This window comes from Pseudomonas fluorescens (genome assembly GCF_902498065.1).
GTDB classification, from domain to species: domain Bacteria; phylum Pseudomonadota; class Gammaproteobacteria; order Pseudomonadales; family Pseudomonadaceae; genus Aquipseudomonas; species Aquipseudomonas fluorescens_BJ.
Map to the genome: position 1 here is coordinate 1 of NZ_CABVIR010000012.1, position 22,992 is coordinate 22,992.

Here is a 22,992-nt window from a genome sequence, read left to right on the forward strand (position 1 = left end):
CATTTCTGTGGATAGATCTCTACAGGCCTTTATATTCAATATGTACAGAGATTCAAAACCCTGTGGTCATGTGCCAAGGAGGCCCTTGGATAACCGGTTTAAGCCTGTGGATGAAAGGGGTGGTTATCCACAGGGGTGGTTATCTTCAGTTTTCAGGCCCTGTTATCAACTGCCCTTAGTGGCAGTTACTCACAGGGCTTAATCCACAGAAAAGTGCTGATCGAGCGAATTCCGCGCACGAAAAAACCACTCAAGCAGAAAGAATCTGCTCAGCCTGAAGGAAGATCTAAGAGAAGAGAGGGAACAGACAGGCGCGAATGGCCTGTCTGTGGACAACGGACGGACTATTTACCGATGCAGAAGCTGGAAAAAATGCGCCCCAGCAGGTCATCGGAGCTGAATGCACCGGTGATTTCACCCAAAGAGTGCTGAGCCTGGCGTAAATCTTCGGCCAGCAGTTCACCGGCGCCCGCCAAGGTCAACTGTGCACGGCCATGTTCAAGGGATGCGCTGGCATGTCGCAGTGCCTCAAGGTGACGCCTGCGTGCACTGAAGCTGCTTTCCGAGGTCTGCTCGTAGCCCATGCAGGCCTTGAGATGTTCGCGTAGCAGTTCCAGGCCCATGCCGGCGGATTTCGCACTGAGGCTTATGGTGACGTGGCCATCATCGCTGACTTCCAGGGCAATCGCTTCTCCCGTCAGGTCAGCCTTGTTACGGATCAGCGTAACCTTTGCCGGATCCGGGCGTATTTCCAGGAATTCGGGCCATAACGCGAACGGATCAACTGCCTCAGGAGCCGTCGCATCGACCACCAACAACACACGATCAGCCTCGCCGATGGCTTTTAATGCCCTCTCGACGCCAATTTTTTCCACGTGGTCATCGGTATCTCGCAAACCTGCCGTGTCGACCACGTGCAACGGCATGCCATCGATGTGGATATGTTCACGAAGAATGTCCCGGGTGGTGCCGGCAATCTCGGTCACGATCGCAGCTTCTCGCCCGGCCAGCGCATTCAGCAGGCTGGACTTGCCGGCATTCGGCCGGCCGGCAATGACCACGGTCATCCCGTCGCGCAACAACGCACCCTGCCCGGCTTCGCGAAGCACTGTGGATAATTCGTCGCGCACCTTATCGAGCATTGTCAGTACGTGACCGTCAGCCAGGAAGTCGATTTCTTCTTCCGGGAAATCGATGGCCGCTTCGACGTAGATGCGCAGGCCAATCAGCTGCTCGGTGAGGTTATGCACACGATCGGAAAATGCCCCCTGCAAGGAACGCAGTGCATTGCGGGCAGCCTGTGCAGAACTGGCCTCGATCAGGTCCGCGATCGCTTCGGCCTGTGCCAGGTCGAGTTTGTCGTTGAGGAATGCGCGTTCGCTGAATTCACCTGGCCGTGCCAATCGACACCCGAGTTCAAGGCAACGCTTGAGGAGCATGTCCAGAACAATCGGGCCGCCATGACCCTGGAGTTCCAGCACGTCTTCGCCGGTGAACGAGTTCGGTCCCGGAAAATACAAGGCGATGCCCTGGTCCAGCACCTCTTCATTTTTATCGAAAAACGGGCCGTAGTGGGCGAACCGTGGCTTGAGCTCACGACCGCTGAAGGCCGTGGCCGCTACGCTCGCCAGTGGCCCGGAAATACGGACGATGCCTACACCACCACGACCTTGAGCGGTGGCGACGGCGGCGATGGTTTCACGAGGAACGCTCATAAACCGGTATCCAGACAAAAGTGACAGATAGCAAAACGCCCCACTAGGGGGCGTTTTGAGTGGTTATCCACAGTGTAAGTCAGGCAGCTGCTTTAGTAGCCGCTTCGACCTTACGAGTGATGTACCACTGTTGGGCGATCGACAGGCAGTTGTTCACTACCCAGTACAGCACCAGACCAGCCGGGAACCACAGGAAGAAGAAGGTGAAGATGATTGGCATCAGCTTCATCACCTTGGCCTGCATCGGATCCGGAGGAGTCGGGTTCAACTGCTGCTGGATGAACATGGTTGCACCCATGATGATCGGCAGAATGAAGAACGGGTCCTTGATCGAAAGGTCAGTAATCCACAGCATGAATGGCGCTTGGCGCATTTCAACGCTTTCCAGCAGAACCCAGTACAACGAAAGGAATACCGGCATCTGCACGAGGATTGGCAAGCAACCACCCAGCGGATTGATCTTCTCTTTCTTGTACAGCTCCATCATGGCTTGCGACATTTTCTGCCGATCATCGCCATGTTGCTCTTTCAGCGCAGCCAGTTTCGGTGCCACTGCACGCATGCGGGCCATGGACTTGTAGCTGGCAGCCGACAACGGGAAGAAAATCCCTTTGATCAGCATGGTCAGGAAGATGATCGACCAACCCCAGTTACCGACCAGCGCGTGGATATGTTGCAGCAACCAGAAAATTGGCTGGGCAATGAACCACAGAATGCCGTAGTCGACAGTCAATTCCAGACCTGGGGACAACTCTTTCAATACAGCCTGGCTTTTCGGACCTGCGTAAAGAACGGCACTTGTCTCGGCTTTAGCACCTGGCGCAACAGTCATTGCCGGGGCGGTGTAGCCGATGATGTAGTTGCCTTTGCTGTCTTTACGGGTCTGGACGACATTGTTTTCGCCCTTAGCCGGAATCCATGCGGTCACGAAGTAGTGTTGCAACCAGGCAACCCAACCACCGTTCACGGTTTCTTTCAAGGAGGCCTTGTCCATGTCCTTCATGGACACTTTCTTGTAAGGCTCGTTACTTGTCCACAGGGCAGCGCCGAGATAAGTCGCGGTGCCGGTAGCCGTTGTGGAAGAAGGATCGGCGCTGGCGTCACGCTTCAATTGCGCAAACATTGCACCCGACCAGGGCTGAGCGCTCTGGTTATCGATCAGGTAAGAAACGGTTACGTCATACAGGCCACGTTTCAGAGAGAAACGCTTGATGTAGTTGACGCCATCCTTGCTGAACTTCAGGTCCACGACCAATTGGTCCTGACCGTCAGCCAGTTGATAAGTCTTCTTCTCCGAGGAGTAAACCGGACGACCGGCCGGGCTTGCGTCCGGGCCGTTGGTGCCGATCAGACCGCTTTGAGCCAGATAAGTCAGCTCACCACCGTTGTCGAACAACTGGAATGGAATTTCCGGATGGTCCTGGCGACGTGGATACAACGGCAATTTCAGCTGGGCAACATCGCCACCTTGTGGATCGATCGCCAGGTCGAGCACATCCGTTTTGATCTGGATGAGGTCTTTGCTTGCAGCTACTGGTGATTCAGCAGGTGCAGTGGCACTGGTATCGCTTGCGGCGCGGGGAATGTCGTCACTGACAGAAGCATTATTGCCAGTCGCCGTATCCGGTAAGCCCGGTGCGGTAGTACTGGAAGCAACATTCTGAGTCGGCAGGGCAGCCTGGCCATAGTCCTGGTTCCATTTAAGAACCATAACGTAGGACACGATTGCCAGGGCGACGATCAGGATCGTGCGTTTGATATCCATGATTACTCGGCCATCGAAGAAGAACGGGAGGTAGGGATAGGTGGAACCGGGTCATAACCACCGGGATTCCACGGATGACAGCGACCTAAACGACGAAAGGTCAGCCAGCCACCGCGCAGAAGGCCATGATTTTCTATGGCTTCTAACGCGTAGCAGGAACAACTGGGGTAGAAACGACAGTGACTGGCCATCAGGGGACTAATGGCATAGCGATAAAACTGGATCGGAACGAGTGCCAGTTTACGCATCGGGACTGTCTACCCCTACAGTTTCGGTTTTGACTGCTGGTACCGGCGTGCTGCGTGCCAGACGCTTCCAGAGTTTGCCGAAATGCTGAATCAATTCGGGGTTTTCTACGTCACCCAAACCTTTGCGCGCGACGATAACGATGTCCCAACCGACCAGTGAATCCTGGTTCAGACGGAACGATTCGCGCATCAGACGTTTGAGGCGATTGCGCTCTACGGAGAGCTTTACGCTCTTTTTCCCGATAACCAGCCCTAGACGGGGGTGATCAAGATCGTTGTTGCGCGCAAGGAGCAGGAGATTTTTCCCCGGAACCTTGCCGGTAGGGGAGTCAAAGACTGCCTTGAAATGCCGGGGAGTAAGCAGACGCTTTTCCCGACTGAAGTCCTGACTCACCTCCAGTGCCGGCTTATCAAACTGCCAGACGCGCACGACCTTTGGCGCGACGACGCGACAGAACGGCACGACCGTTCTTGGTAGCCATGCGAGCACGGAAACCGTGGGTACGAGCGCGTTTGATAGTGCTTGGTTGGAAAGTACGTTTCATTGTCGTGTTACCTGGTTCGTCCACAACGGGCCGGAATGGCCCCCGTTTTAAGAGACCGGGGATTCTAGAGAAAGCAAGCCTCTAGGTCAATTTCCAACCAGCGTTTCCTTATAAATAGATCTGCAGACGTTTTGCTCGCCCTCGCCTCCTGCCAAATATAAAAATAAAGAAGGAAAGTATTTAAAGCTTTTCTGTAAAGCTTATAAAAGCTAGGGCACCGATCATCTGTGGATAACTGCCTTAAGGCCTTTTATCACGTGCTGTACAGAGAATGACAACTACAGTGGAAAACGGTGGTCAGCCTGTGCTGCACTGTCGGATAAGCTGTGTGTGAAAGGGCCTGTTATCCACAGGCAGGTTATCCACCGAGTTTCGCCCCCACTTGTGCAACGACCTCAGGGGCGGTTATCCACAGACCTTATGCACAGACCATTGGTCGTCTTTTTTACGTATAAACAGTTGATTGTTCTTGGTTGGTGAACAACCTTCGTGTGGATAAGTCGGCGTCTGGTCGCTACAATGGCCGCTTGTTTTTGCCTCACCGGCTTTCAACTTAGGGGATATCCGTGTCAGTGGAACTTTGGCAGCAGTGCGTGGAGCTTTTGCGCGATGAGCTGCCTGCCCAACAATTCAACACTTGGATCCGTCCACTACAGGTCGAAGCCGAAGGCGACGAGTTGCGTGTCTACGCACCGAATCGTTTTGTTCTCGACTGGGTCAACGAAAAGTACCTGGGCCGTGTCCTTGAACTGCTTGATGAGCATGGCAATGGCATGACACCGGTGCTGTCCTTATTAATAGGCAGCAAACGCAGTTCGGCACCGCGCGCTGCACCCAATGCGCCGCTGGCCGCTGCTGCATCACAGGCTCAGGCGATTCAAGCGCCTGTCAGTGCCCCGGTACCTACCCCCTCGGCGCCCAAGCGTTCGACGCAAAAAGTTGCCGAGGTCAGTGAAGAGCCATCGCGCGACAGTTTCGATCCGATGGCTGGCGCCAGTTCTCAACAGGCCCCGGTTCGTTCCGAACAGCGCACTGTCCAGGTAGAAGGTGCCCTCAAGCACACCAGTTACCTGAATCGCACCTTCACCTTCGAGAACTTCGTCGAAGGTAAGTCCAACCAACTGGCCCGGGCTGCGGCCTGGCAGGTGGCGGACAATCCCAAGCACGGTTACAACCCGCTCTTCCTTTATGGTGGCGTCGGCTTGGGTAAAACTCACTTGATGCACGCTGTGGGTAATCACCTATTAAAGAAGAACCCGAATGCCAAGGTTGTGTACCTGCATTCGGAGCGTTTCGTGGCCGATATGGTCAAGGCGCTGCAACTGAACGCGATCAACGAGTTCAAGCGCTTCTACCGTTCGGTGGATGCGTTGCTGATCGATGACATTCAGTTCTTCGCTCGCAAGGAACGTTCGCAGGAAGAGTTTTTCCACACCTTCAACGCCCTGCTCGAAGGTGGCCAGCAGGTCATTCTCACCAGTGACCGCTACCCGAAAGAAATCGAAGGCCTTGAAGAGCGCCTCAAATCCCGCTTCGGCTGGGGCCTGACGGTAGCTGTCGAGCCTCCGGAGCTGGAAACCCGCGTCGCGATCCTGATGAAAAAGGCCGACCAGGCCAAAGTCGATCTGCCCCACGACGCTGCGTTCTTCATCGCCCAACGCATTCGTTCCAACGTCCGCGAGCTGGAAGGCGCGCTCAAGCGCGTGATCGCCCACTCGCACTTCATGGGGCGCGATATCACCATCGAGCTGATTCGCGAATCCCTGAAAGACCTGTTGGCGCTGCAAGACAAACTGGTCTCTGTGGATAACATTCAGCGCACTGTCGCCGAGTACTACAAGATCAAGATCTCTGACCTGCTGTCCAAGCGTCGTTCTCGCTCGGTCGCTCGTCCGCGTCAGGTTGCCATGGCCCTGTCCAAAGAGTTGACTAACCACAGCCTGCCGGAAATCGGCGATGTGTTTGGCGGCCGCGACCATACGACCGTTTTGCACGCCTGCCGCAAGATCAACGAACTTAAGGAATCCGACGCGGACATCCGCGAGGACTACAAGAACCTGCTGCGTACACTGACCACTTGATGAACACCAGCGCAGCTTATTAAGGCAAGGGACTAGACCATGCATTTCACCATTCAACGCGAAGCCCTGTTGAAACCCCTGCAACTGGTCGCAGGCGTCGTCGAGCGCCGACAGACCTTGCCGGTGCTCTCCAACGTGCTGCTGGTTGTCGAAGGCCAGCAACTGTCGCTGACCGGTACCGACCTGGAAGTCGAGCTGGTCGGTCGTGTACAGCTCGAAGAGCCTGCTGACCCAGGTTCCATCACTGTGCCTGCGCGCAAGCTGATGGACATCTGCAAAAGCCTGCCGAACGACGCACTGATCGACATCAAGGTCGACGAGCAGAAACTGGTAGTGAAGGCTGGTCGTAGCCGCTTCACCCTGTCGACCCTGCCGGCGAACGATTTCCCGACTGTTGAAGAAGGCCCGGGTTCGCTGACTTGCAGCCTTGAGCAAAGCAAACTGCGTCGTCTGATTGAACGCACCAGCTTCGCCATGGCCCAGCAGGACGTGCGTTATTACCTGAACGGCATGCTGCTGGAAGTCTCAGCCGGGATTATCCGCGCCGTGGCCACTGACGGTCACCGTCTGGCCATGTGCTCGATGCAAGCCGACATTGGTCAGCCGGATCGCCACCAGGTCATCGTGCCGCGCAAGGGTATCCTCGAGCTGGCACGTCTGCTGACCGAGCCGGACGGCATCGTCAGCATCGTTTTGGGTCAACATCACATCCGCGCTACCACGGGCGAGTTCACCTTCACTTCGAAACTGGTCGACGGCAAATTCCCGGACTACGAGCGTGTTCTGCCCAAGGGCGGCGACAAACTGGTTCTCGGCGATCGTCAGGCGTTGCGTGAAGCCTTCAGCCGTACCGCGATTCTGTCCAACGAGAAGTACCGTGGTATCCGTCTGCAACTGGCCAACGGTCAGCTGAAGATCCAGGCCAACAACCCGGAGCAGGAAGAGGCGGAAGAAGAAGTGGGCGTTGAGTACAACGGCGGCAATCTGGAAATCGGCTTCAACGTGAGCTATCTGCTCGACGTGCTGGGTGTCATGACGACTGAGCAAGTTCGCCTGATCCTGTCCGACTCCAACAGCAGTGCGCTGGTGCAAGAGTCCGACAACGATGACTCGGCCTATGTTGTCATGCCGATGCGTCTGTAATCATGCTCAGCAGAAGCTAGATGTCATTAAGTCGCGTCTCGGTCACCGCGGTGCGCAATCTGCACCCGGTGACCTTCTCCCCCTCCCCCCGAATCAACATTCTTTACGGCGCCAACGGCAGCGGCAAAACCAGTGTTCTGGAAGCCATTCACCTGCTGGGGCTTGCCCGTTCGTTTCGTAGTACCCGCCTTTTGCCGGTTATTCAGTACGAACAATTGGCCTGCACAGTGTTTGGCCAGGTCGAATTGGCCGAGGGCGGGCATAGCGCATTGGGGATATCGCGGGACCGCCAAGGCGAATTCCAGATCCGTATTGATGGGCAGAACGCGCGCAGTGCAGCGCAGCTGGCGGAAATTCTGCCGCTGCAACTGATCAACCCTGATAGCTTCCGTCTGCTTGAAGGTGCGCCGAAGATTCGCCGGCAGTTTCTCGACTGGGGCGTGTTCCACGTGGAACCGCGATTCATGTCCACCTGGCAGCGCTTGCAGAAGGCCCTGCGCCAGAGAAACTCTTGGCTGCGGCATGGTACACTTGACGCCGTTTCGCAAGCGGTTTGGGACAGGGAACTGTGCCAGGCCAGCGCTGAAATTGATGAATACCGCCGTGCCTATATCAAAGCCTTGAAACCAGTCTTTGAACAGACCTTGAGCGAATTGGTTGAGCTTGAAGGTTTGACGCTCAGCTATTACCGAGGCTGGGACAAAGACCGCGAATTGAGTGCCGTGCTCGCTGGGTCCGTTCAGCGGGACCAGCAAATGGGTCATACCCAGGCCGGACCACAGCGCGCTGATTTGCGTCTCAAATTGGGCGCACATAACGCCGCGGACATCTTGTCCCGTGGTCAGCAGAAGTTAGTGGTTTGTGCGTTGCGGATTGCCCAAGGGCACCTGGTCAGCCAGGCCCGACGCGGCCAGTGTATTTATCTGGTGGATGACTTGCCGTCCGAGCTGGACGAGCACCACCGTCGCGCGCTTTGCCGCTTGCTGGAAGACTTACGCTGCCAGGTGTTTATCACCTGTGTAGATCACGAATTATTGAGGGAAGGCTGGCAGACGGAAACGCCAGTCGCTCTGTTCCACGTGGAACAGGGCCGTATCACCCAGACCCACGACCATCGGGAGTGAAGGCATTGAGCGAAGAAAATACGTACGACTCAACGAGCATTAAAGTGCTGAAAGGCCTGGATGCCGTACGCAAACGTCCCGGTATGTACATTGGTGACACCGACGATGGCAGCGGTCTGCACCACATGGTGTTCGAGGTGGTCGATAACTCGATCGACGAAGCTTTGGCCGGCCATTGCGACGACATCAGCATCATCATCCACCCGGACGAATCCATCACCGTTCGCGACAACGGTCGTGGTATCCCGGTAGACGTGCACAAAGAAGAAGGCGTATCGGCAGCCGAGGTCATCATGACCGTGCTGCACGCCGGCGGTAAGTTCGACGACAACTCCTACAAAGTATCCGGTGGTCTGCACGGTGTAGGTGTGTCGGTTGTTAACGCACTGTCCAAAGAACTGATTCTGACCGTTCGCCGCAGTGGCAAGATCTGGGAACAGACTTACATCCATGGTGTGCCGCAAGAGCCGATGAAGATCGTTGGCGAGAGCGAAACCACAGGTACCCAGATTCACTTCAAGCCATCGGCTGAGACGTTCAAGAACATCCACTTCAGTTGGGACATCCTGGCCAAGCGGATTCGTGAACTGTCCTTCCTCAACTCCGGTGTCGGCATCGTCCTCAAGGATGAGCGCAGCGGCAAGGAAGAGCTGTTCAAGTACGAGGGTGGCCTGCGTGCGTTCGTTGAATACCTGAACACCAACAAGACCCCGGTCAATCAGGTGTTCCACTTCAACATCCAGCGCGAAGACGGCATCGGCGTGGAAATCGCCCTGCAGTGGAACGACAGCTTCAACGAGAACCTGTTGTGCTTCACCAACAACATTCCGCAGCGCGACGGCGGTACTCACCTGGTGGGTTTCCGTTCCGCACTGACGCGTAACCTCAACACCTACATCGAAGCTGAAGGTCTGGCAAAGAAGCATAAAGTTGCCACCACCGGTGATGATGCGCGTGAAGGCCTGACCGCGATTATCTCGGTAAAAGTGCCGGATCCGAAGTTCAGCTCCCAGACCAAAGACAAGCTGGTTTCTTCCGAAGTGAAGACCGCCGTCGAACAGGAAATGGGCAAGTACTTCTCCGACTTCCTGCTGGAAAACCCGAACGAAGCCAAATTGGTCGTCGGTAAGATGATCGACGCGGCCCGTGCCCGTGAAGCTGCACGTAAAGCCCGTGAGATGACCCGCCGCAAAGGCGCGCTGGACATCGCCGGCCTGCCGGGCAAACTGGCTGACTGCCAGGAAAAAGACCCTGCCCTGTCCGAACTGTACCTCGTGGAAGGTGACTCTGCTGGCGGTTCTGCCAAGCAGGGACGTAACCGCCGCACCCAGGCCATCCTGCCTCTCAAGGGCAAGATCCTGAACGTCGAGAAGGCGCGCTTCGACAAGATGATCTCTTCCCAGGAAGTGGGCACCTTGATCACCGCGCTGGGCTGCGGCATTGGCCGCGACGAGTACAACATCGACAAGCTGCGTTATCACAACATCATCATCATGACCGATGCTGACGTCGACGGTTCGCACATCCGTACCCTGCTGCTGACGTTCTTCTTCCGTCAGTTGCCGGAGCTGATCGAGCGTGGCTACATCTATATCGCTCAGCCACCGCTGTACAAGGTCAAGAAAGGCAAGCAAGAGCAATACATCAAAGACGACGACGCCATGGAAGAGTACATGACGCAGTCGGCCCTGGAAGATGCGAGCCTGCACCTGAACGAGGAGGCCCCGGGTATCTCCGGCGAAGCCCTTGAGCGGTTGGTGAACGACTTCCGTCTGGTGATGAAGACTCTCAAGCGTCTGTCGCGTCTGTACCCACAGGAGCTGACCGAGCACTTCATTTACCTGCCAGCGGTGAGTATGGAGCAGCTGTCCGATCACGCTGCGATGCAGGATTGGCTGGCCAAGTACGAAGTTCGCCTGCGCACCGTCGAGAAGTCTGGACTGGTCTACAAAGCCAGCCTGCGTGAAGACCGTGAACGTAACGTCTGGCTGCCAGAGGTCGAACTGATCTCCCACGGCCTGTCGAACTACGTCACGTTCAACCGCGACTTCTTCGGTAGCAATGACTACAAGACCGTTGTCTCTTTGGGCGCTCAACTGAGCAGCTTGCTGGACGAAGGCGCGTACATCCAGCGTGGGGAGCGCAAGAAGCCGGTTACCGAGTTCAAGGAAGCCCTTGAATGGCTGATGACTGAAAGTACCAAGCGTCACACCATCCAGCGATACAAAGGTCTGGGTGAGATGAACCCGGATCAGCTGTGGGAAACCACGATGGACCCAAGCCAGCGCCGGATGCTCAAAGTGACCATCGAAGACGCCATTGGCGCGGACCAGATCTTCAACACCCTGATGGGTGATGCGGTCGAACCTCGTCGTGACTTCATCGAAAGCAATGCCTTGGCGGTGTCCAACCTGGACTTCTGATCCAGAGGATTTGCCAAACAAAAAACCAGCGCATTGCGCTGGTTTTTTTTTCGGATTTTTTCGGGATTCGGCGTGAAGCGCCTGAAAAAAACGTGGTGTTGTCTTGATGATAGATGTTATACATATAACATAGCTGACTATAATGACATCTAGATAACAGTTCCTCGATCGGTGCGCTGACATGCCTACAGAAAAGAACAGCTTCCTTCAGTTGCTCGAGCAAGAGTTCTCCAACCTGACTCCGACCGGCAAACGCATTGCCAGCTACCTGTTGGGGAACCCGGATCAGCTACCGTTCGAGTCGGCCGACAGCATCGCGCAGCAGGCTTCCACCACCGGCATTTCCGTGGGGCGTTTTTTCCGTTCGCTGGGTTATCAGAACATTGATGAGGTTAAACAGAGTCTGCGCGGCGAAGCGCCGGCGTCCTGGTTGATCACCGACCGTATCGGTGCCTTTCGCACCGAAAGCACTCTAGAAGACGCGCTCGACCGCTCCATGAGTCGCGAGATCGAGGCCATCCGGCACGTCTATGGCCTGGCGCGAAGCAGTGCCTTCGCTGAGATCGTGCAGCGCATCTACGAAGCCGATGCGGTATTCATTCTCGGTATCCAGTCGACGCGCGGGATTCTCACCGCGTTTCACAGTCACCTCGAATACATTCGGGCCAAGGTCTACTACGTCGACGGCTTGTCCGGCATATATGCCGAAACCCTGAATTCCGGCTTTGCCAATCCCTACGCAATCATTTCGGATTTCCGGGCCTATTCCAGTGTGACCCGGACCTTCTGCGACGCCGCCATCGACAGCAATCTGCCCTTGGCCCTGATCACCGATCTGCAATGCCCATGGGCACGTGACTACCCGCTGGATCTGCTGCAACTCAAAACCGATGTCGGGCAGTTCTGGGACTCCCCTGCCCCGCTGGCCTGCCTGTTGAACCTGATGGTGTCGGCCGTTGCGGAAAAGTACGGCGATCGCCTCGATGAACGTCTGAGCAAAAATCGACAATTGCAAAAAGCTTTCGGCCAGTTCGAAGGCTAGATCCATCCAATCCCAACTGGAGTTTTTGCGTGAACAACAGCCCCCTTGTAGAGATTGATGCCGAGCGATATCAGGTGCAAATCGATCTGATCTACGCCAGTGCCGACAATCTGGCAGGAAAGGTGATTTACCCCAGTGCCCGTTGCCTGCTGCATCGCCAAGCAGCCGAGTGCCTGGGCAAGGCCAGTGAACTGGCACGGCTGGCCGGTTACACGCTGCGCATCTATGACGCCTACCGTCCACCTTTCGCCCAGTTTCTATTGTGGGAGGCGTTGCCTGACGGCAACTACGTGCGCGATCCCCATTTGGGTTCCCACCATAGCCGTGGCGTGGCAGTGGATTTGACTCTGGTGGGGAGTGATGGACAGCCGCTGGATATGGGCAGCGCCTTCGACACCATGGAAGAGAAGTCCCATCAGTTCTACCCCGACCTTCCCGTTCACGTGCAACGCAATCGTCTGCTGTTGCTGGGAATCATGCTCGCGTCCGGGTTCTGCGCAATTCCCACTGAGTGGTGGCATTACGAACTTCCGGATGCCGATGATTACCCCCTGCTGGAAGACAACCAGACCACGTTCTCGAACAACTAAAACCGCAACAAACCGATAACGAAACCAAAGAGTTTCGAAACCAATGCAACACGATAACAACAAGTCCGCGTTACCTGCTTCACCTGCAACTGCCCGGTTATAGCTTTTATAAAAAACCTGACGTACTTCCATACATCGAATGATTAAGGAAACCGGCATGACCCCAATGAACACCGTGACCCGCAATACCTTTCCACGCACCAGCAAGCTGCTGCTTGGTCTACTGTGCAGCGCGATGAGCCTGGGCGCCTGGCAAGCCGCTTCGGCGGCGACGGCTCAAGACACTCTGGTCATCGGCAAGCCCGCCGACCCGCAAACGCTCGACCCGGCGGTAACCTTCGATAACAACGACTGGACCATCACCTACCCGTCCTATCAGCGCCTGGTGAGCTACAAAACCGACGGTGACAAGAGCAGCACCGAAGTGACAGGGGATCTGGCGGAAAGCTGGACCGTGTCGCCGGACAACCTGGTGTGGGAGTTCAAGATCAAGCCCGGAAACAAGTTCGATGACGGCACCACGGTGGATGCCGCCGCCGTGAAGTTTTCCTTCGATCGCCTGATGACCCTCAAGCAAGGGCCGTCCGGTGCATTCCCGGAGGACATGGTGGTGGCGGTGATCGACCCGCAGACCATCCGCTTTACGCTGAAAACGCCGTTCGCCCCTTTCCTGTTCACCCTGGCCCATAACGGCGCCTCGATCGTTAACCCGCTGGTGGCCAACAAGGGTGCCGAAACCAATGCCTGGCTGTCCAGCCACACCGCAGGCTCCGGTCCTTTCCGCCTGACCAACTGGCAAAAGGGCCAGTCCGTCACGATGGAGCCGAACCCCTACTTCGCCGGTCCCAAGCCTGCGTTCAAGACCGTGATCCTCAAGACTATTGCGGAGCCCTCGGTGCGTCGGCTGCAACTGGAGCGCGGGGACCTGGATATCATCGAAGACATGCCCGAAGACCAGTTGGGTGCACTGGGCGGCAAGCCGGGCGTAGTGGTCAGGGATTTTCCTTCGCTGCGCGTCACTTATCTGTACCTGAACAACAAGAAGGGTCCTCTGACCGACGTCAACGCCCGTCGTGCGATCACCGAAGCGGTGGACTACAACGGTATCGTCAAGGGCATTCTCAAGGACAAGGCCAAGCTGCTGAACGGGCCGATCCCGGATGGCATGTGGGGCTACGACAGTTCGCTGCCAGTGATGAAGCAGGACATGGCCGCCGCGAAGAACAGCCTGGCCAAGGCACCCCAGAAGATCACCAACCTGAACTACATGTATTCGGACAAGGACGCCAACTGGGAACCGATCGGCCTGACCTTGCAGGCGGCCCTGGCACCCCTGGGCATCAACCTCAAACTGGAGAAAACCGCCAACGCCACCCTGCGTGAACGTGTTGGCCAGGCCGACTACGACATCGCGGTGGGGACCTGGAGCCCGGACTTCGCTGACCCGTACATGTTCATGAACTTCTGGTTCGACTCCAAGATGCAGGGCCTGCAAGGCAACCGCTCGTTCTACAGCAACCCGGAAGTCGACAAGCTGATTCGTGAAGCGGCCGCTGTCAGCGACACCGCCAAGCGCATCGAGCTTTACCAGACTGCGCAGAAAAAGGTGCTCGACGACAGCGTCTATGCCTACCTCTATCAGAAGAGCTACTCCCTGCCGATGCGTGATTCGGTCAAGGGCTACGTGTTCAACCCCATGCTCGAACAGGTGTTCAACCTGGGAAGCATGAGCAAGTAAACATGCTCCTTCGCGCCAGCCCCGGTGGTTGGCGCGGCTTCTGATTTCGTCGCTCGTGTAACTGAGGTGCCAGATGGCCTTCCTGACATTGTTGCGCAAGCGCCTGCTCGGCTTGATGTTGGTCGTGTTCGGTGTTTCGCTGATTACCTTTTCAATTTCCCACCTGATCCCGGGCGACCCTGCCCGATTGATCGCCGGTGACCGCGCCAGCGACGCTCTCGTCGCCGGCATCCGTCATCAACTGGGATTGGATCTGCCGCTGTATCAACAATACGGTCGCTACCTGATGGATCTGTTGCACGGGGACCTGGGAACCTCGATACGCACCAACCGTCCCGTCCTGGAAGACTTGCAAGCGTTCTTCCCGGCGACACTGGAACTGGCGCTGGTCGCACTGACATTGGCGATTCTGGTCGGTGTGCCGCTGGGCGTGTTGTCAGCGGTTTACCACAACCGGCTGATCGATCAGATTGCCCGGACCCTGGCGGTCACTGGTATTTCCACGCCGGCCTTCTGGCTCGGCCTGGGTGCAATCGTGCTGTTCTACGGTCATCTGGGCTGGCTGCCCGGTGGTGGCCGGTTATCTGAAGGACTCTCGCCGCCACCGACGATCACGGGTTTTTATCTGATCGACTCGCTGCTGGCGGGGGATGTCCGACTGTTTCTCGATGCGGCCGAGCACCTGATTCTTCCAGCCGCAACGCTGGGTTTCGTGACCCTGGGGGTTGTCGCCAGGCAGATCCGCTCGGCCATGCTGGATCAATTGGGCGAAGACTACATCCGCACCGCGCGCGCCTATGGCCTTTCGCGGTGGACAGTGATCCTGCGTCATGCTTTGCCTAACGCTCTAATCCCTTCGGTGACCGTCCTCGGGTTGACCCTGGGTGATTTGTTGTACGGCGCGGTACTGACCGAAACCGTATTTGCCTGGCCAGGAATGGGTGCCTATGTGGTCAAGTCGATCCAGTCGCTGGATTTCCCGGCGGTGATGGGCTTTGCCATTCTGGTGTCGTTCATCTATGTCCTGTTGAACATGGCTATCGACCTTTTGTATCGCGTGATCGACCCACGCATCGGCGAGGTGAATTGAAATGTCCGTGACTCTGACGGCGGCACATGGCCTGCGCAGGGCTGAAAAACTCGCCTACCTGGCATACCAGATCCGCCGGAGCCCGCTGACCATGGCGGGCCTGCTGATCACTTCTATCGTATTGCTGTGCATGATCTTCGCGCCCTGGCTCGCCAGCCACGACCCGAATGCACTGAACCTCGGCGAACGCCTGGCGCCGCCATCTGCCGACCATTGGTTCGGCACCGACGAAGTGGGCCGCGACTTGTTCAGCCGGGTGCTGTTCGGCAGCCAGCAGTCGGTGGGTGTCGGCCTGTTCGTGGCTTTTACCTCCTGTTTCATTGGCGGGCTGTTGGGGTGCTTTTCGGGGGTGATCGGGGGGCGTTTCGACGCATGCATCATGCGCCTGATGGACATCATGCTTTCAGTCCCGTCACTGGTACTGATCATGGCATTGGCGGCCGCAGTGGGCGCGAGCCTGTTCAACGCAATGCTGGCCATTACCCTGGTGCGAATCCCATCCTACGTAAGACTGGCCCGTGGCCAGGCCTTGAGCATTCGACAGATGGGTTACGTCAAGGCAGCCCATACGTTCGGGGCCGGACGCTGGCACGTGGTGCACTGGCACGTGGCGCGAAACGCAATGCCGCCCTTGCTGGTGCAACTGAGTCTGGATATCGGTAGCGCAATCCTCATGGCCTCGGCCCTTGGATTCATCGGCCTGGGTGCACAGCAGCCAACCGCTGAGTGGGGCGCAATGGTCGCCACCGGGCGCAACTACATCCTCGATAACTGGTGGTATTCGACCTTTCCAGGCATGGCGATTTTGATCACCGCCACCGGTTTCAACCTGCTGGGCGATGGTGTGCGCGACCTGCTCGACCCACGGCAACAGGGGAAATGACAATGCAGACTTCGAGCCCAGTGCTGGCCATCGACAACCTGAGCCTGGAATTCCCGGCTTACAAAAACAATGTGAAAGCCCTGAACGGCGTGACGTTGCACGTCAATCCCGGCGAAATCGTCGGCGTGGTGGGGGAGTCCGGGTCGGGCAAGTCGGTCACGGCCATGCTCAGCATGCGTTTGCTGCCCGAGCGCAGCTATCGGATTACCGCGGGCAGCCTCAGCATGCTCGGCCGCGACATGCTGACAACGCCTGAAAAGGAACTGCTGCAGATTCGCGGGCGCGATGCGGCGATGATTTTCCAGGAGCCGATGACCGCCCTGAACCCGACCCGACGCATCGGTCGACAAATGCTTGATGTGATCATCCATCACCAGAAAATCAGTGCTGCCCAGGCACGACTCAAGGCGATTGCCCTGTTGCGTGACATGCACATCGCCAGCCCCGAGCACGTATTGGAGAGCTACCCGTTCGAACTGTCCGGGGGCATGCGCCAACGGGTGATGATTGCGCTGGCGTTCTCCTGTGAACCGCAACTTTTGATCGCCGACGAGCCGACCACCGCGCTCGACGTGACGGTGCAACGCCAGGTGCTGTTGCTGCTGCGAGAAAAGGCCAGGCAACGGGGGACTGCTATTTTGCTCATTACCCATGACATGGCATTGGTGTCGCAGTTCTGTGACCGGGTGTATGTCATGTACACCGGCGCTGTGGTCGAAGAAGGCCGCACCGTCGACGTGATGAACAATCCGCAACACCCCTACACCCGTGGGCTGCTCAGCGGCCTTCCGGAAATGGTGGAACCGGGCCAGCCGTTGCTGACCATTCCCGGGCAAGTCCCCAACCTCGCTTCTTTACCCGAGGGCTGCACCTTTCAGGAGCGGTGCTCATACGCCATGCCTGTCTGTGCCAAACGCCCTACCCTCAATGCCATTAACGACCAACGTAAAAGCGCTTGCTGGTTGCCCGTCAAGGAGCTTTCGTGATGAACAATGCCGTCCTTCATAGTGCTATCGACATGGCTCCCCCGATTCTTCAACTCAACGATGTTCGTGTGCGTTTCCCCGTGAGCAACGACTGGCTGGGTCGGCCGCGAGGCTATGCTCACGCCCTGAATGGCATTGATCTTCAGGTACGAGCGGGCGAAACCCTGGGGATCGTGGGTGAGTCAGGCTGTGGAAAAAGCACATTGGCGCAGCTGTTGATGGGCTTGATTGCGCCCAGCAGCGGCGATTTGAACTGGGCCAGTCGTACTGGCAGCGAAGGCCGTAACAACGTGCAGATTGTGTTCCAGGACCCCCAGTCTTCGCTCGACCCGCGTCTGCCGATCTGGAGGATCATCACCGAGCCGCTGTACGCCCGGGGTCATGCCGATCGAGCACAGATGCGCGAGGTGGCAGCCAAGGTCGCGTCCCAGGTCGGTATCCGCCCGGAATACCTGGACCGCTTTCCCCACCAGTTTTCCGGTGGCCAACGTCAGCGGATTGCCATTGCGCGGGCTCTGTCCTCCGACCCGGACATTATCGTCCTCGACGAACCCACATCGGCGCTGGATATCTCGGTTCAGGCGCAGATCCTCAACCTGCTCGCAGAGCTGCAACGAGCCCGCAACCTGACCTACATCCTCATTTCCCATAACGTATCCGTCGTGCGTCATATGGCAGACCGGGTAGCGGTGATGTATTTGGGGCAAATCGTCGAGCTTGGCCAGGCTGCCCAAGTGCTCGACCAGCCACGCCATCCCTATACCCGCCTGTTACTCGACGCGGTGCCGCGACTGGGCGCTGCGCTGCATGAAGAGCAGGTGGCGGCGCCTACCGAATTGCCGGGTAACCGTCATCTGCCAACTGGCTGCTTCTTTCGGGAACGTTGCAGTCTGTGCACCGTTGGCTGTGACAAACCTCAGGTCCTGCAGGGAGACGAGCAGCAGCGGGCGCGGTGTCATTTACAAGGCTGATGTCCTGTCGGCAGAGAGCGTGTTGTGGCGCATAAAAAAACCGGCTTTGTTAGCCGGTTTTTTTTGACCTTAGGGAAAACCTATGCACATTTTTCTGACTTTTATGAATTTAAGAAATATATAGTTAAATCATAGTCTTAAAAGCAAAACACGGCGTGTTTCAGCAAAACGGCACACAGGTTATCCACAGAATTCAGACAGCCACTTGATCGCTGGCTGCCGGGGCTTGTGAAGCGGGTGGAAGCGAACCCATTTCCCGTTGCATCTGCTCGTTCCAGGCCTGAACCCGGTCATTGAGGTTGGCAATCGCGCGGGGCCCGCTCCCTTCGGCGTACATCGGTTCGCCGATGATCACCGTGATGACGCCCCGCTTCTTTGCCCAACCGGTTTTTGGCCAGAATCTGCCGGCATTGTGCGCAATCGGCAGCACCGGTAGTTCAGCATTGACGGCTAACGCCGTACCACCTCGTGAGAATTTTCCGATGGTGCCGTAAGGAACTCGCGTTCCTTCTGGGAATATCAGCACCCAGACGCCATCCTTCAGCAGTTCATCGCCCTTCTTCGCTACGTGTTTGAGCGCGGCCTTCGGGTTGTCGCGGTCGATGGCGATCGGTCGCAACATGGCCATGGCCCAGCCAAAGAACGGCACAAACAGCAATGAGCGTTTCAGTACCTGGCTCAACGGCTCGAAGTAGGCCGAGAGGAAGAACGTCTCCCAAGTGCTCTGGTGGTTCGATTGAATCACGCAGGGCTGGTCAGGCACGTTCTCGGCGCCCTTCACTTCGTAGCTGATGCCCAGAAAGACTTTGCTCAGCCACAAGGCGCAGCGGCACCAGTACACGTTGATAAAACGATAGCGCGCCTTGAACGGCAGAAAAGGCGCGATAAAAAAGCTCAGGCTGCACCAAAGCAAGGAGCTGGTGCCCAGCAGCAGGTAAAAGAGGAAGGTTCTGATGGCCTGCAGTATCGACATGGCGACGTTTACCGTGCGGGCTCTGCCCGTCTATATAAAGCGCACTCCCGATCAATCCTTGGTCAGGAATCTCGAAAACGCTCTAATTGTGGATAAGTTCTGCGGCAATCGCCGCGAGATCGTCAAAAATCAAGGTGCCTACCGGTAGGGTTTTGCCCAAAGTCTTTTCGCCTTTCCCGGTCTTTACCAAAACTGGCTGAGAATCGACGGCTTTGGCGGCTTCCAGGTCACCAAGACTGTCGCCGACGAACCATAGATTAGTCAGCGATACGTTGTAATACGCGGCGATGGTTTTCAGCATTCCGGGTTTTGGCTTGCGGCAATCGCAGCCTTCGTCGGGCCCGTGCGGGCAATAGACGATCAGCCCGACCTCACCGCCCTGCTCCGCCACCAGTGAGCGCAAGCGCTCGTGCATGGCGTCCAGGGTCGCGACGTCGTAATAGCCGCGAGCAATGCCTGACTGGTTGGTAGCGACCGCAACCGTCCAGCCGGCCTTGCTCAACTGCGCGATGGCCTCGATCGAACCGGGGAGCGGATTCCACTCCTCCACCGACTTGATGTAAGCGTCGGAGTCGTAATTGATCACCCCGTCCCGATCGAGAATCAGCAGTTTCAAACAGTCTTACCCCAGCAACGAAATATCGGCGACGCCGAGGAACAAGCCACGCAGACGTGCCAGCAGCGCATAGCGGTTGGCACGGACCTTGGCATCCTCAGCGTTGACCATGACTGCTTCGAAGAATGCATCCACAGGCTCGCGCAGGGCAGCCAGACGTGCCAGCGATTCGCTGTACTGACGCGCAGCGGCCATTGGCTGAACAGCCTGGTCTGCCTGCTGAATCGCCGAGTACAGGGAGAATTCGTTGGCGTTGTCGAAATACTTGGCTTCAACGACCGATGGAACAGAGCCTTCAACCTTGCTCAGCAAGTTCGAAACGCGCTTGTTCACTGCAGCGAGGGCCGCCGCTTCGGGCAGTTTGCGGAACGCTTCCACCGCTTGTACGCGCTGATCGAAGTCCAGCGCCGAACCCGGCTTCAGGGCACGAACCGACAGATAAGTCCCAACGTCCACACCTTCGTCTTCGTAACGGGCACGCAGACGGTCGAATACGAATTCGAGTACCGAGTCGGCAAGGCCAGCCGCCTTGACCTTGGCGCCGAACGCATTCACGGCGAACGCCACGGCATCGTTCAGGTCCAGGTCGAGCTTCTTGTCGATCAGGATGCGCAACACGCCGAGTGCAGCACGACGCAGGGCATACGGGTCTTTGCTACCGGTTGGCAGCATGCCGATACCGAAGATGCCGACCAGCGTGTCGAGTTTGTCGGCGATGGCCACGGCCGCACCGGTCAGGGTGGTCGGCAGTTCAGCGCCGGCACCGCGGGGCATGTACTGCTCGTTCAACGCCAGTGCGACTTCTTCCGGCTCGCCGTCGTTGAGGGCGTAGTAGTAACCGGCGACGCCTTGCATCTCCGGGAACTCACCGACCATCTCGGTCGCCAGGTCGCACTTGGACAGCAGGCCGGCACGGGAAGCCCATGCCGCGTTGCCGCCAATGCGTTGCGCGATAAAAGCAGCCAGTTTGGAAACGCGTTCGGCCTTGTCGTAGACGCTGCCGAGTTTTTCCTGGAACACCACGTTCTGCAGACGCAGGTTAAAGTCTTCGAGTTTCTGCTTCTTGTCTTGCTTGAAGAAGAACTCGGCGTCGGTCAGGCGTGGGCGAACCACTTTCTCGTTACCGGCGATGATTTGCTGCGGGTCTTTGCTTTCGATGTTGGCCACGGTAATGAAACGTGGCAGCAACTTGCCGTCGGCATCCAGCAGGCAGAAATACTTCTGGTTGTCCTGCATGGTGGTGATCAGCGCTTCCTGCGGCACGTCGAGGAAACGCTCCTCGAACGAGCACACCAGCGGCACCGGCCATTCAACCAGCGCGGTCACTTCGTCGAGCAGGGCTGGTGGAACGATCGCCGTGCCTTCCTGCATCGTCGCCAGTTCTTCGGTGCGCTTGCTGATAATGGAGCGACGCTCATTGGCGTCCGCCAGGACATAAGCGGCACGCAGGTCCGTCAGGTAGTTGGCCGGCGAGGTGATGCGCACGCTTTCCGGGTGATGGAAGCGGTGACCACGGGAATCGCGGCCGGCCTTCTGGGCGAGGATGGTGCAGTCGATGACCTGGTCACCGAGCAGCATCACCAGCCATTGGGTCGGACGAACGAATTCTTCCTTGCGAGCGCCCCAGCGCATGCGCTTCGGGATCGGCAGGTCGTTCAGGGAATCTTCGACGATGGTCGGCAGCAGGCTCGCGGTCGGCTTGCCGGCGATGCTTTGGCTGTAACGCAGTTTCGGGCCGCTCTGATCGATTTCGCTCAGGTCGACGCCGCATTTCTTGGCGAAACCCAATGCCGCTTGAGTCGGGTTGCCTTCGGCATCGAACGCGGCCTGACGTGGCGGGCCATCGAGGTTGATGCTGCGATCCGGTTGCTGGGTGGACAGCGAGGTGATCAGCACCGCCAGACGACGTGGCGCGGCGTAGACGGTTTTGGTCTCGTAGTTCAGGCCAGCGGCTTGCAGGCCCTTGTCGATACCGGCCAGGAACGCCTCGGCCAAGGTGTTCAGGGCTTTGGGTGGCAGTTCTTCGGTGCCCAGTTCAACCAGAAAATCTTGAGCACTCATTGTGCAGCCTCCAGCTTGGCCAGTACTTCATCACGCAGGTCCGGGGTCGCCATCGGGAAGCCCAGCTTGGCGCGAGCCAGCAGGTAGGCTTGCGCAACGGAACGCGCCAGGGTGCGGACACGCAGAATATATTGCTGACGCGCAGTCACCGAAATTGCCCGGCGCGCATCCAGCAGGTTGAAGGTGTGGGAAGCCTTCAACACCATTTCGTAGCTCGGCAATGGCAGCGGCTGGTCGAGTTCGATCAGGCGCTTGGCTTCGCTTTCGTAGAAGTCGAACAGTTCGAACAGCTTCTCGACGTTGGCGTGTTCGAAGTTGTAGGTCGACTGCTCCACTTCGTTCTGGTGGAACACGTCGCCGTAGGTCACTTTGCCGAACGGACCGTCAGCCCAGACCAGGTCGTAGACCGAGTCCACGCCTTGCAGGTACATGGCCAGACGCTCGAGGCCGTAGGTGATCTCGCCGGTCACCGGGTAGCACTCGATGCCGCCCGCCTGCTGGAAGTAAGTGAACTGCGTCACTTCCATGCCGTTCAGCCAGACTTCCCAGCCCAGACCCCAGGCGCCCAGAGTCGGCGATTCCCAGTTGTCTTCAACGAAGCGAATGTCGTGGACCAACGGGTCCAGGCCGACATGCTTGAGGGAGCCCAGGTACAGTTCCTGGAAGTTGTCCGGGTTCGGCTTCAGGACTACCTGGAACTGGTAGTAGTGCTGCAGACGGTTCGGGTTTTCGCCGTAGCGGCCGTCAGTCGGGCGACGACTGGGCTGCACATAAGCGGCGTTCCAGGTTTCCGGGCCGATGGCGCGCAGAAACGTGGCAGTGTGGAAAGTCCCGGCGCCTACTTCCATATCGTAGGGCTGAAGTACCACGCAACCTTGCTCGGCCCAGTATTGCTGGAGGGCGAGGATCAAGTCTTGGAAGGTACGCACGGCTGGCGTAGGCTGGCTCACGAAATTCACCTGTTTCTTGGGCTGCGATTTAAAGAGCGGGAGTATACC

Annotated in this window: 20 protein-coding genes; 11 read left to right on the top strand and 9 right to left on the bottom strand. The window is 57.5% G+C overall.

Features of this window, described 5'->3' with window-relative positions; translation table 11 throughout:
- Positions 1–344: 344 nt before the first annotated feature.
- From mnmE to rpmH, 5 genes are all read right to left on the bottom strand, one after another.
- Positions 345–1,715: a tRNA uridine-5-carboxymethylaminomethyl(34) synthesis GTPase MnmE gene (mnmE, locus tag F8N43_RS28100; protein ID WP_150630639.1), complete on the bottom strand. Its 1,371-nt coding sequence runs from the start codon at positions 1,713–1,715 to the stop codon at positions 345–347.
- 79 nt (positions 1,716–1,794) lie between these two features.
- Positions 1,795–3,480: a membrane protein insertase YidC gene (gene yidC / locus F8N43_RS28105; RefSeq protein ID WP_150639399.1), complete on the bottom strand. Its 1,686-nt coding sequence runs from the start codon at positions 3,478–3,480 to the stop codon at positions 1,795–1,797.
- Between the two features lie 2 nt (positions 3,481–3,482).
- Positions 3,483–3,728 (bottom strand): membrane protein insertion efficiency factor YidD, encoded by a 246-nt coding sequence (gene yidD / locus F8N43_RS28110; RefSeq protein WP_010207715.1) that lies wholly within the window; start codon positions 3,726–3,728, stop codon positions 3,483–3,485.
- On the bottom strand, positions 3,721–4,122 hold the full coding sequence (rnpA, locus tag F8N43_RS28115) for a ribonuclease P protein component (protein WP_028620331.1): 402 nt from the start codon (positions 4,120–4,122) through the stop codon (positions 3,721–3,723). The genes yidD and rnpA overlap by 8 nt, the downstream gene beginning before the upstream one ends.
- 16 nt (positions 4,123–4,138) lie before the next feature.
- Positions 4,139–4,273, bottom strand: a complete 135-nt coding sequence (gene rpmH, locus F8N43_RS28120) for a 50S ribosomal protein L34 (RefSeq protein WP_003213577.1) — start codon at positions 4,271–4,273, stop codon at positions 4,139–4,141.
- A gap of 566 nt (positions 4,274–4,839) precedes the next feature.
- Between rpmH and dnaA the strand changes: the two genes are divergently transcribed.
- The 11 genes from dnaA (at position 4,840) to F8N43_RS28175 (ending at position 18,344) form a co-directional block, all read left to right on the top strand.
- Positions 4,840–6,354 carry a chromosomal replication initiator protein DnaA gene (gene dnaA, locus F8N43_RS28125; RefSeq protein ID WP_150654664.1) on the top strand — a complete coding sequence of 505 codons (1,515 nt, stop codon included), beginning with the start codon at positions 4,840–4,842 and terminating at the stop codon, positions 6,352–6,354.
- Between the two features lie 39 nt (positions 6,355–6,393).
- Positions 6,394–7,497: a DNA polymerase III subunit beta gene (dnaN, locus tag F8N43_RS28130; RefSeq protein WP_017341709.1), complete on the top strand. Its 1,104-nt coding sequence runs from the start codon at positions 6,394–6,396 to the stop codon at positions 7,495–7,497.
- A 20-nt stretch (positions 7,498–7,517) separates the two neighbouring features.
- Positions 7,518–8,621, top strand: coding sequence for a DNA replication/repair protein RecF (gene recF, locus F8N43_RS28135; RefSeq protein WP_150630642.1), 1,104 nt, complete (start codon positions 7,518–7,520; stop codon positions 8,619–8,621).
- A gap of 5 nt (positions 8,622–8,626) precedes the next feature.
- On the top strand, positions 8,627–11,044 hold the full coding sequence (gene gyrB / locus F8N43_RS28140) for a DNA topoisomerase (ATP-hydrolyzing) subunit B (RefSeq protein ID WP_150630643.1): 2,418 nt from the start codon (positions 8,627–8,629) through the stop codon (positions 11,042–11,044).
- Between the two features lie 181 nt (positions 11,045–11,225).
- Complete coding sequence (locus F8N43_RS28145) at positions 11,226–12,086, top strand: MurR/RpiR family transcriptional regulator (RefSeq protein WP_145317775.1); 861 nt, start codon at positions 11,226–11,228, stop codon at positions 12,084–12,086.
- 29 nt (positions 12,087–12,115) lie between these two features.
- Positions 12,116–12,676: a D-alanyl-D-alanine dipeptidase gene (ddpX, locus tag F8N43_RS28150; protein WP_145317778.1), complete on the top strand. Its 561-nt coding sequence runs from the start codon at positions 12,116–12,118 to the stop codon at positions 12,674–12,676.
- 157 nt (positions 12,677–12,833) lie between these two features.
- Complete coding sequence (locus tag F8N43_RS28155) at positions 12,834–14,414, top strand: ABC transporter substrate-binding protein (RefSeq protein WP_150654665.1); 1,581 nt, start codon at positions 12,834–12,836, stop codon at positions 14,412–14,414.
- Between the two features lie 73 nt (positions 14,415–14,487).
- Positions 14,488–15,504 carry an ABC transporter permease gene (locus F8N43_RS28160; RefSeq protein ID WP_047535659.1) on the top strand — a complete coding sequence of 339 codons (1,017 nt, stop codon included), beginning with the start codon at positions 14,488–14,490 and terminating at the stop codon, positions 15,502–15,504.
- A gap of 1 nt (position 15,505) precedes the next feature.
- Positions 15,506–16,387: a D,D-dipeptide ABC transporter permease gene (ddpC, locus tag F8N43_RS28165; protein ID WP_150654666.1), complete on the top strand. Its 882-nt coding sequence runs from the start codon at positions 15,506–15,508 to the stop codon at positions 16,385–16,387.
- Between the two features lie 2 nt (positions 16,388–16,389).
- Positions 16,390–17,373: an ABC transporter ATP-binding protein gene (locus F8N43_RS28170; protein WP_047535672.1), complete on the top strand. Its 984-nt coding sequence runs from the start codon at positions 16,390–16,392 to the stop codon at positions 17,371–17,373.
- Complete coding sequence (locus F8N43_RS28175) at positions 17,373–18,344, top strand: oligopeptide/dipeptide ABC transporter ATP-binding protein (protein WP_145317791.1); 972 nt, start codon at positions 17,373–17,375, stop codon at positions 18,342–18,344. The genes F8N43_RS28170 and F8N43_RS28175 overlap by 1 nt, the downstream gene beginning before the upstream one ends.
- Positions 18,345–18,537: 193 nt before the next feature.
- Here the strand turns inward: F8N43_RS28175 and F8N43_RS28180 are convergent, their stop codons facing one another.
- The 4 genes from F8N43_RS28180 to glyQ form a co-directional block, all read right to left on the bottom strand.
- Positions 18,538–19,317 carry a lysophospholipid acyltransferase family protein gene (locus tag F8N43_RS28180; protein WP_150630646.1) on the bottom strand — a complete coding sequence of 260 codons (780 nt, stop codon included), beginning with the start codon at positions 19,315–19,317 and terminating at the stop codon, positions 18,538–18,540.
- Between the two features lie 82 nt (positions 19,318–19,399).
- Positions 19,400–19,933 carry a D-glycero-beta-D-manno-heptose 1,7-bisphosphate 7-phosphatase gene (gene gmhB, locus F8N43_RS28185; protein ID WP_150630647.1) on the bottom strand — a complete coding sequence of 178 codons (534 nt, stop codon included), beginning with the start codon at positions 19,931–19,933 and terminating at the stop codon, positions 19,400–19,402.
- A 6-nt stretch (positions 19,934–19,939) separates the two neighbouring features.
- A complete protein-coding gene (glyS, locus tag F8N43_RS28190; RefSeq protein ID WP_150639398.1) occupies positions 19,940–21,994 on the bottom strand; it encodes a glycine--tRNA ligase subunit beta in 2,055 nt (684 codons plus the stop codon).
- Complete coding sequence (gene glyQ / locus F8N43_RS28195; protein ID WP_003213601.1) at positions 21,991–22,944, bottom strand: glycine--tRNA ligase subunit alpha; 954 nt, start codon at positions 22,942–22,944, stop codon at positions 21,991–21,993. The genes glyS and glyQ overlap by 4 nt, the downstream gene beginning before the upstream one ends.
- Positions 22,945–22,992 lie beyond the last annotated feature (48 nt).

Coding starts and splice junctions, on each gene's coding strand:
- yidC (WP_150639399.1), bottom strand. CDS start 3,480: ATGGATATCAAACGCACGATCCTGATCGTCGCCCTGGCAATCGTGTCC.
- yidD (WP_010207715.1), bottom strand. CDS start 3,728: ATGCGTAAACTGGCACTCGTTCCGATCCAGTTTTATCGCTATGCCATT.
- F8N43_RS28160 (WP_047535659.1), top strand. CDS start 14,488: ATGGCCTTCCTGACATTGTTGCGCAAGCGCCTGCTCGGCTTGATGTTG.
- F8N43_RS28180 (WP_150630646.1), bottom strand. CDS start 19,317: ATGTCGATACTGCAGGCCATCAGAACCTTCCTCTTTTACCTGCTGCTG.
- ddpC (WP_150654666.1), top strand. CDS start 15,506: ATGTCCGTGACTCTGACGGCGGCACATGGCCTGCGCAGGGCTGAAAAA.
- F8N43_RS28145 (WP_145317775.1), top strand. CDS start 11,226: ATGCCTACAGAAAAGAACAGCTTCCTTCAGTTGCTCGAGCAAGAGTTC.
- F8N43_RS28175 (WP_145317791.1), top strand. CDS start 17,373: ATGAACAATGCCGTCCTTCATAGTGCTATCGACATGGCTCCCCCGATT.
- glyS (WP_150639398.1), bottom strand. CDS start 21,994: ATGAGTGCTCAAGATTTTCTGGTTGAACTGGGCACCGAAGAACTGCCA.
- F8N43_RS28170 (WP_047535672.1), top strand. CDS start 16,390: ATGCAGACTTCGAGCCCAGTGCTGGCCATCGACAACCTGAGCCTGGAA.
- dnaN (WP_017341709.1), top strand. CDS start 6,394: ATGCATTTCACCATTCAACGCGAAGCCCTGTTGAAACCCCTGCAACTG.
- mnmE (WP_150630639.1), bottom strand. CDS start 1,715: ATGAGCGTTCCTCGTGAAACCATCGCCGCCGTCGCCACCGCTCAAGGT.
- recF (WP_150630642.1), top strand. CDS start 7,518: ATGTCATTAAGTCGCGTCTCGGTCACCGCGGTGCGCAATCTGCACCCG.
- F8N43_RS28155 (WP_150654665.1), top strand. CDS start 12,834: ATGACCCCAATGAACACCGTGACCCGCAATACCTTTCCACGCACCAGC.
- rpmH (WP_003213577.1), bottom strand. CDS start 4,273: ATGAAACGTACTTTCCAACCAAGCACTATCAAACGCGCTCGTACCCAC.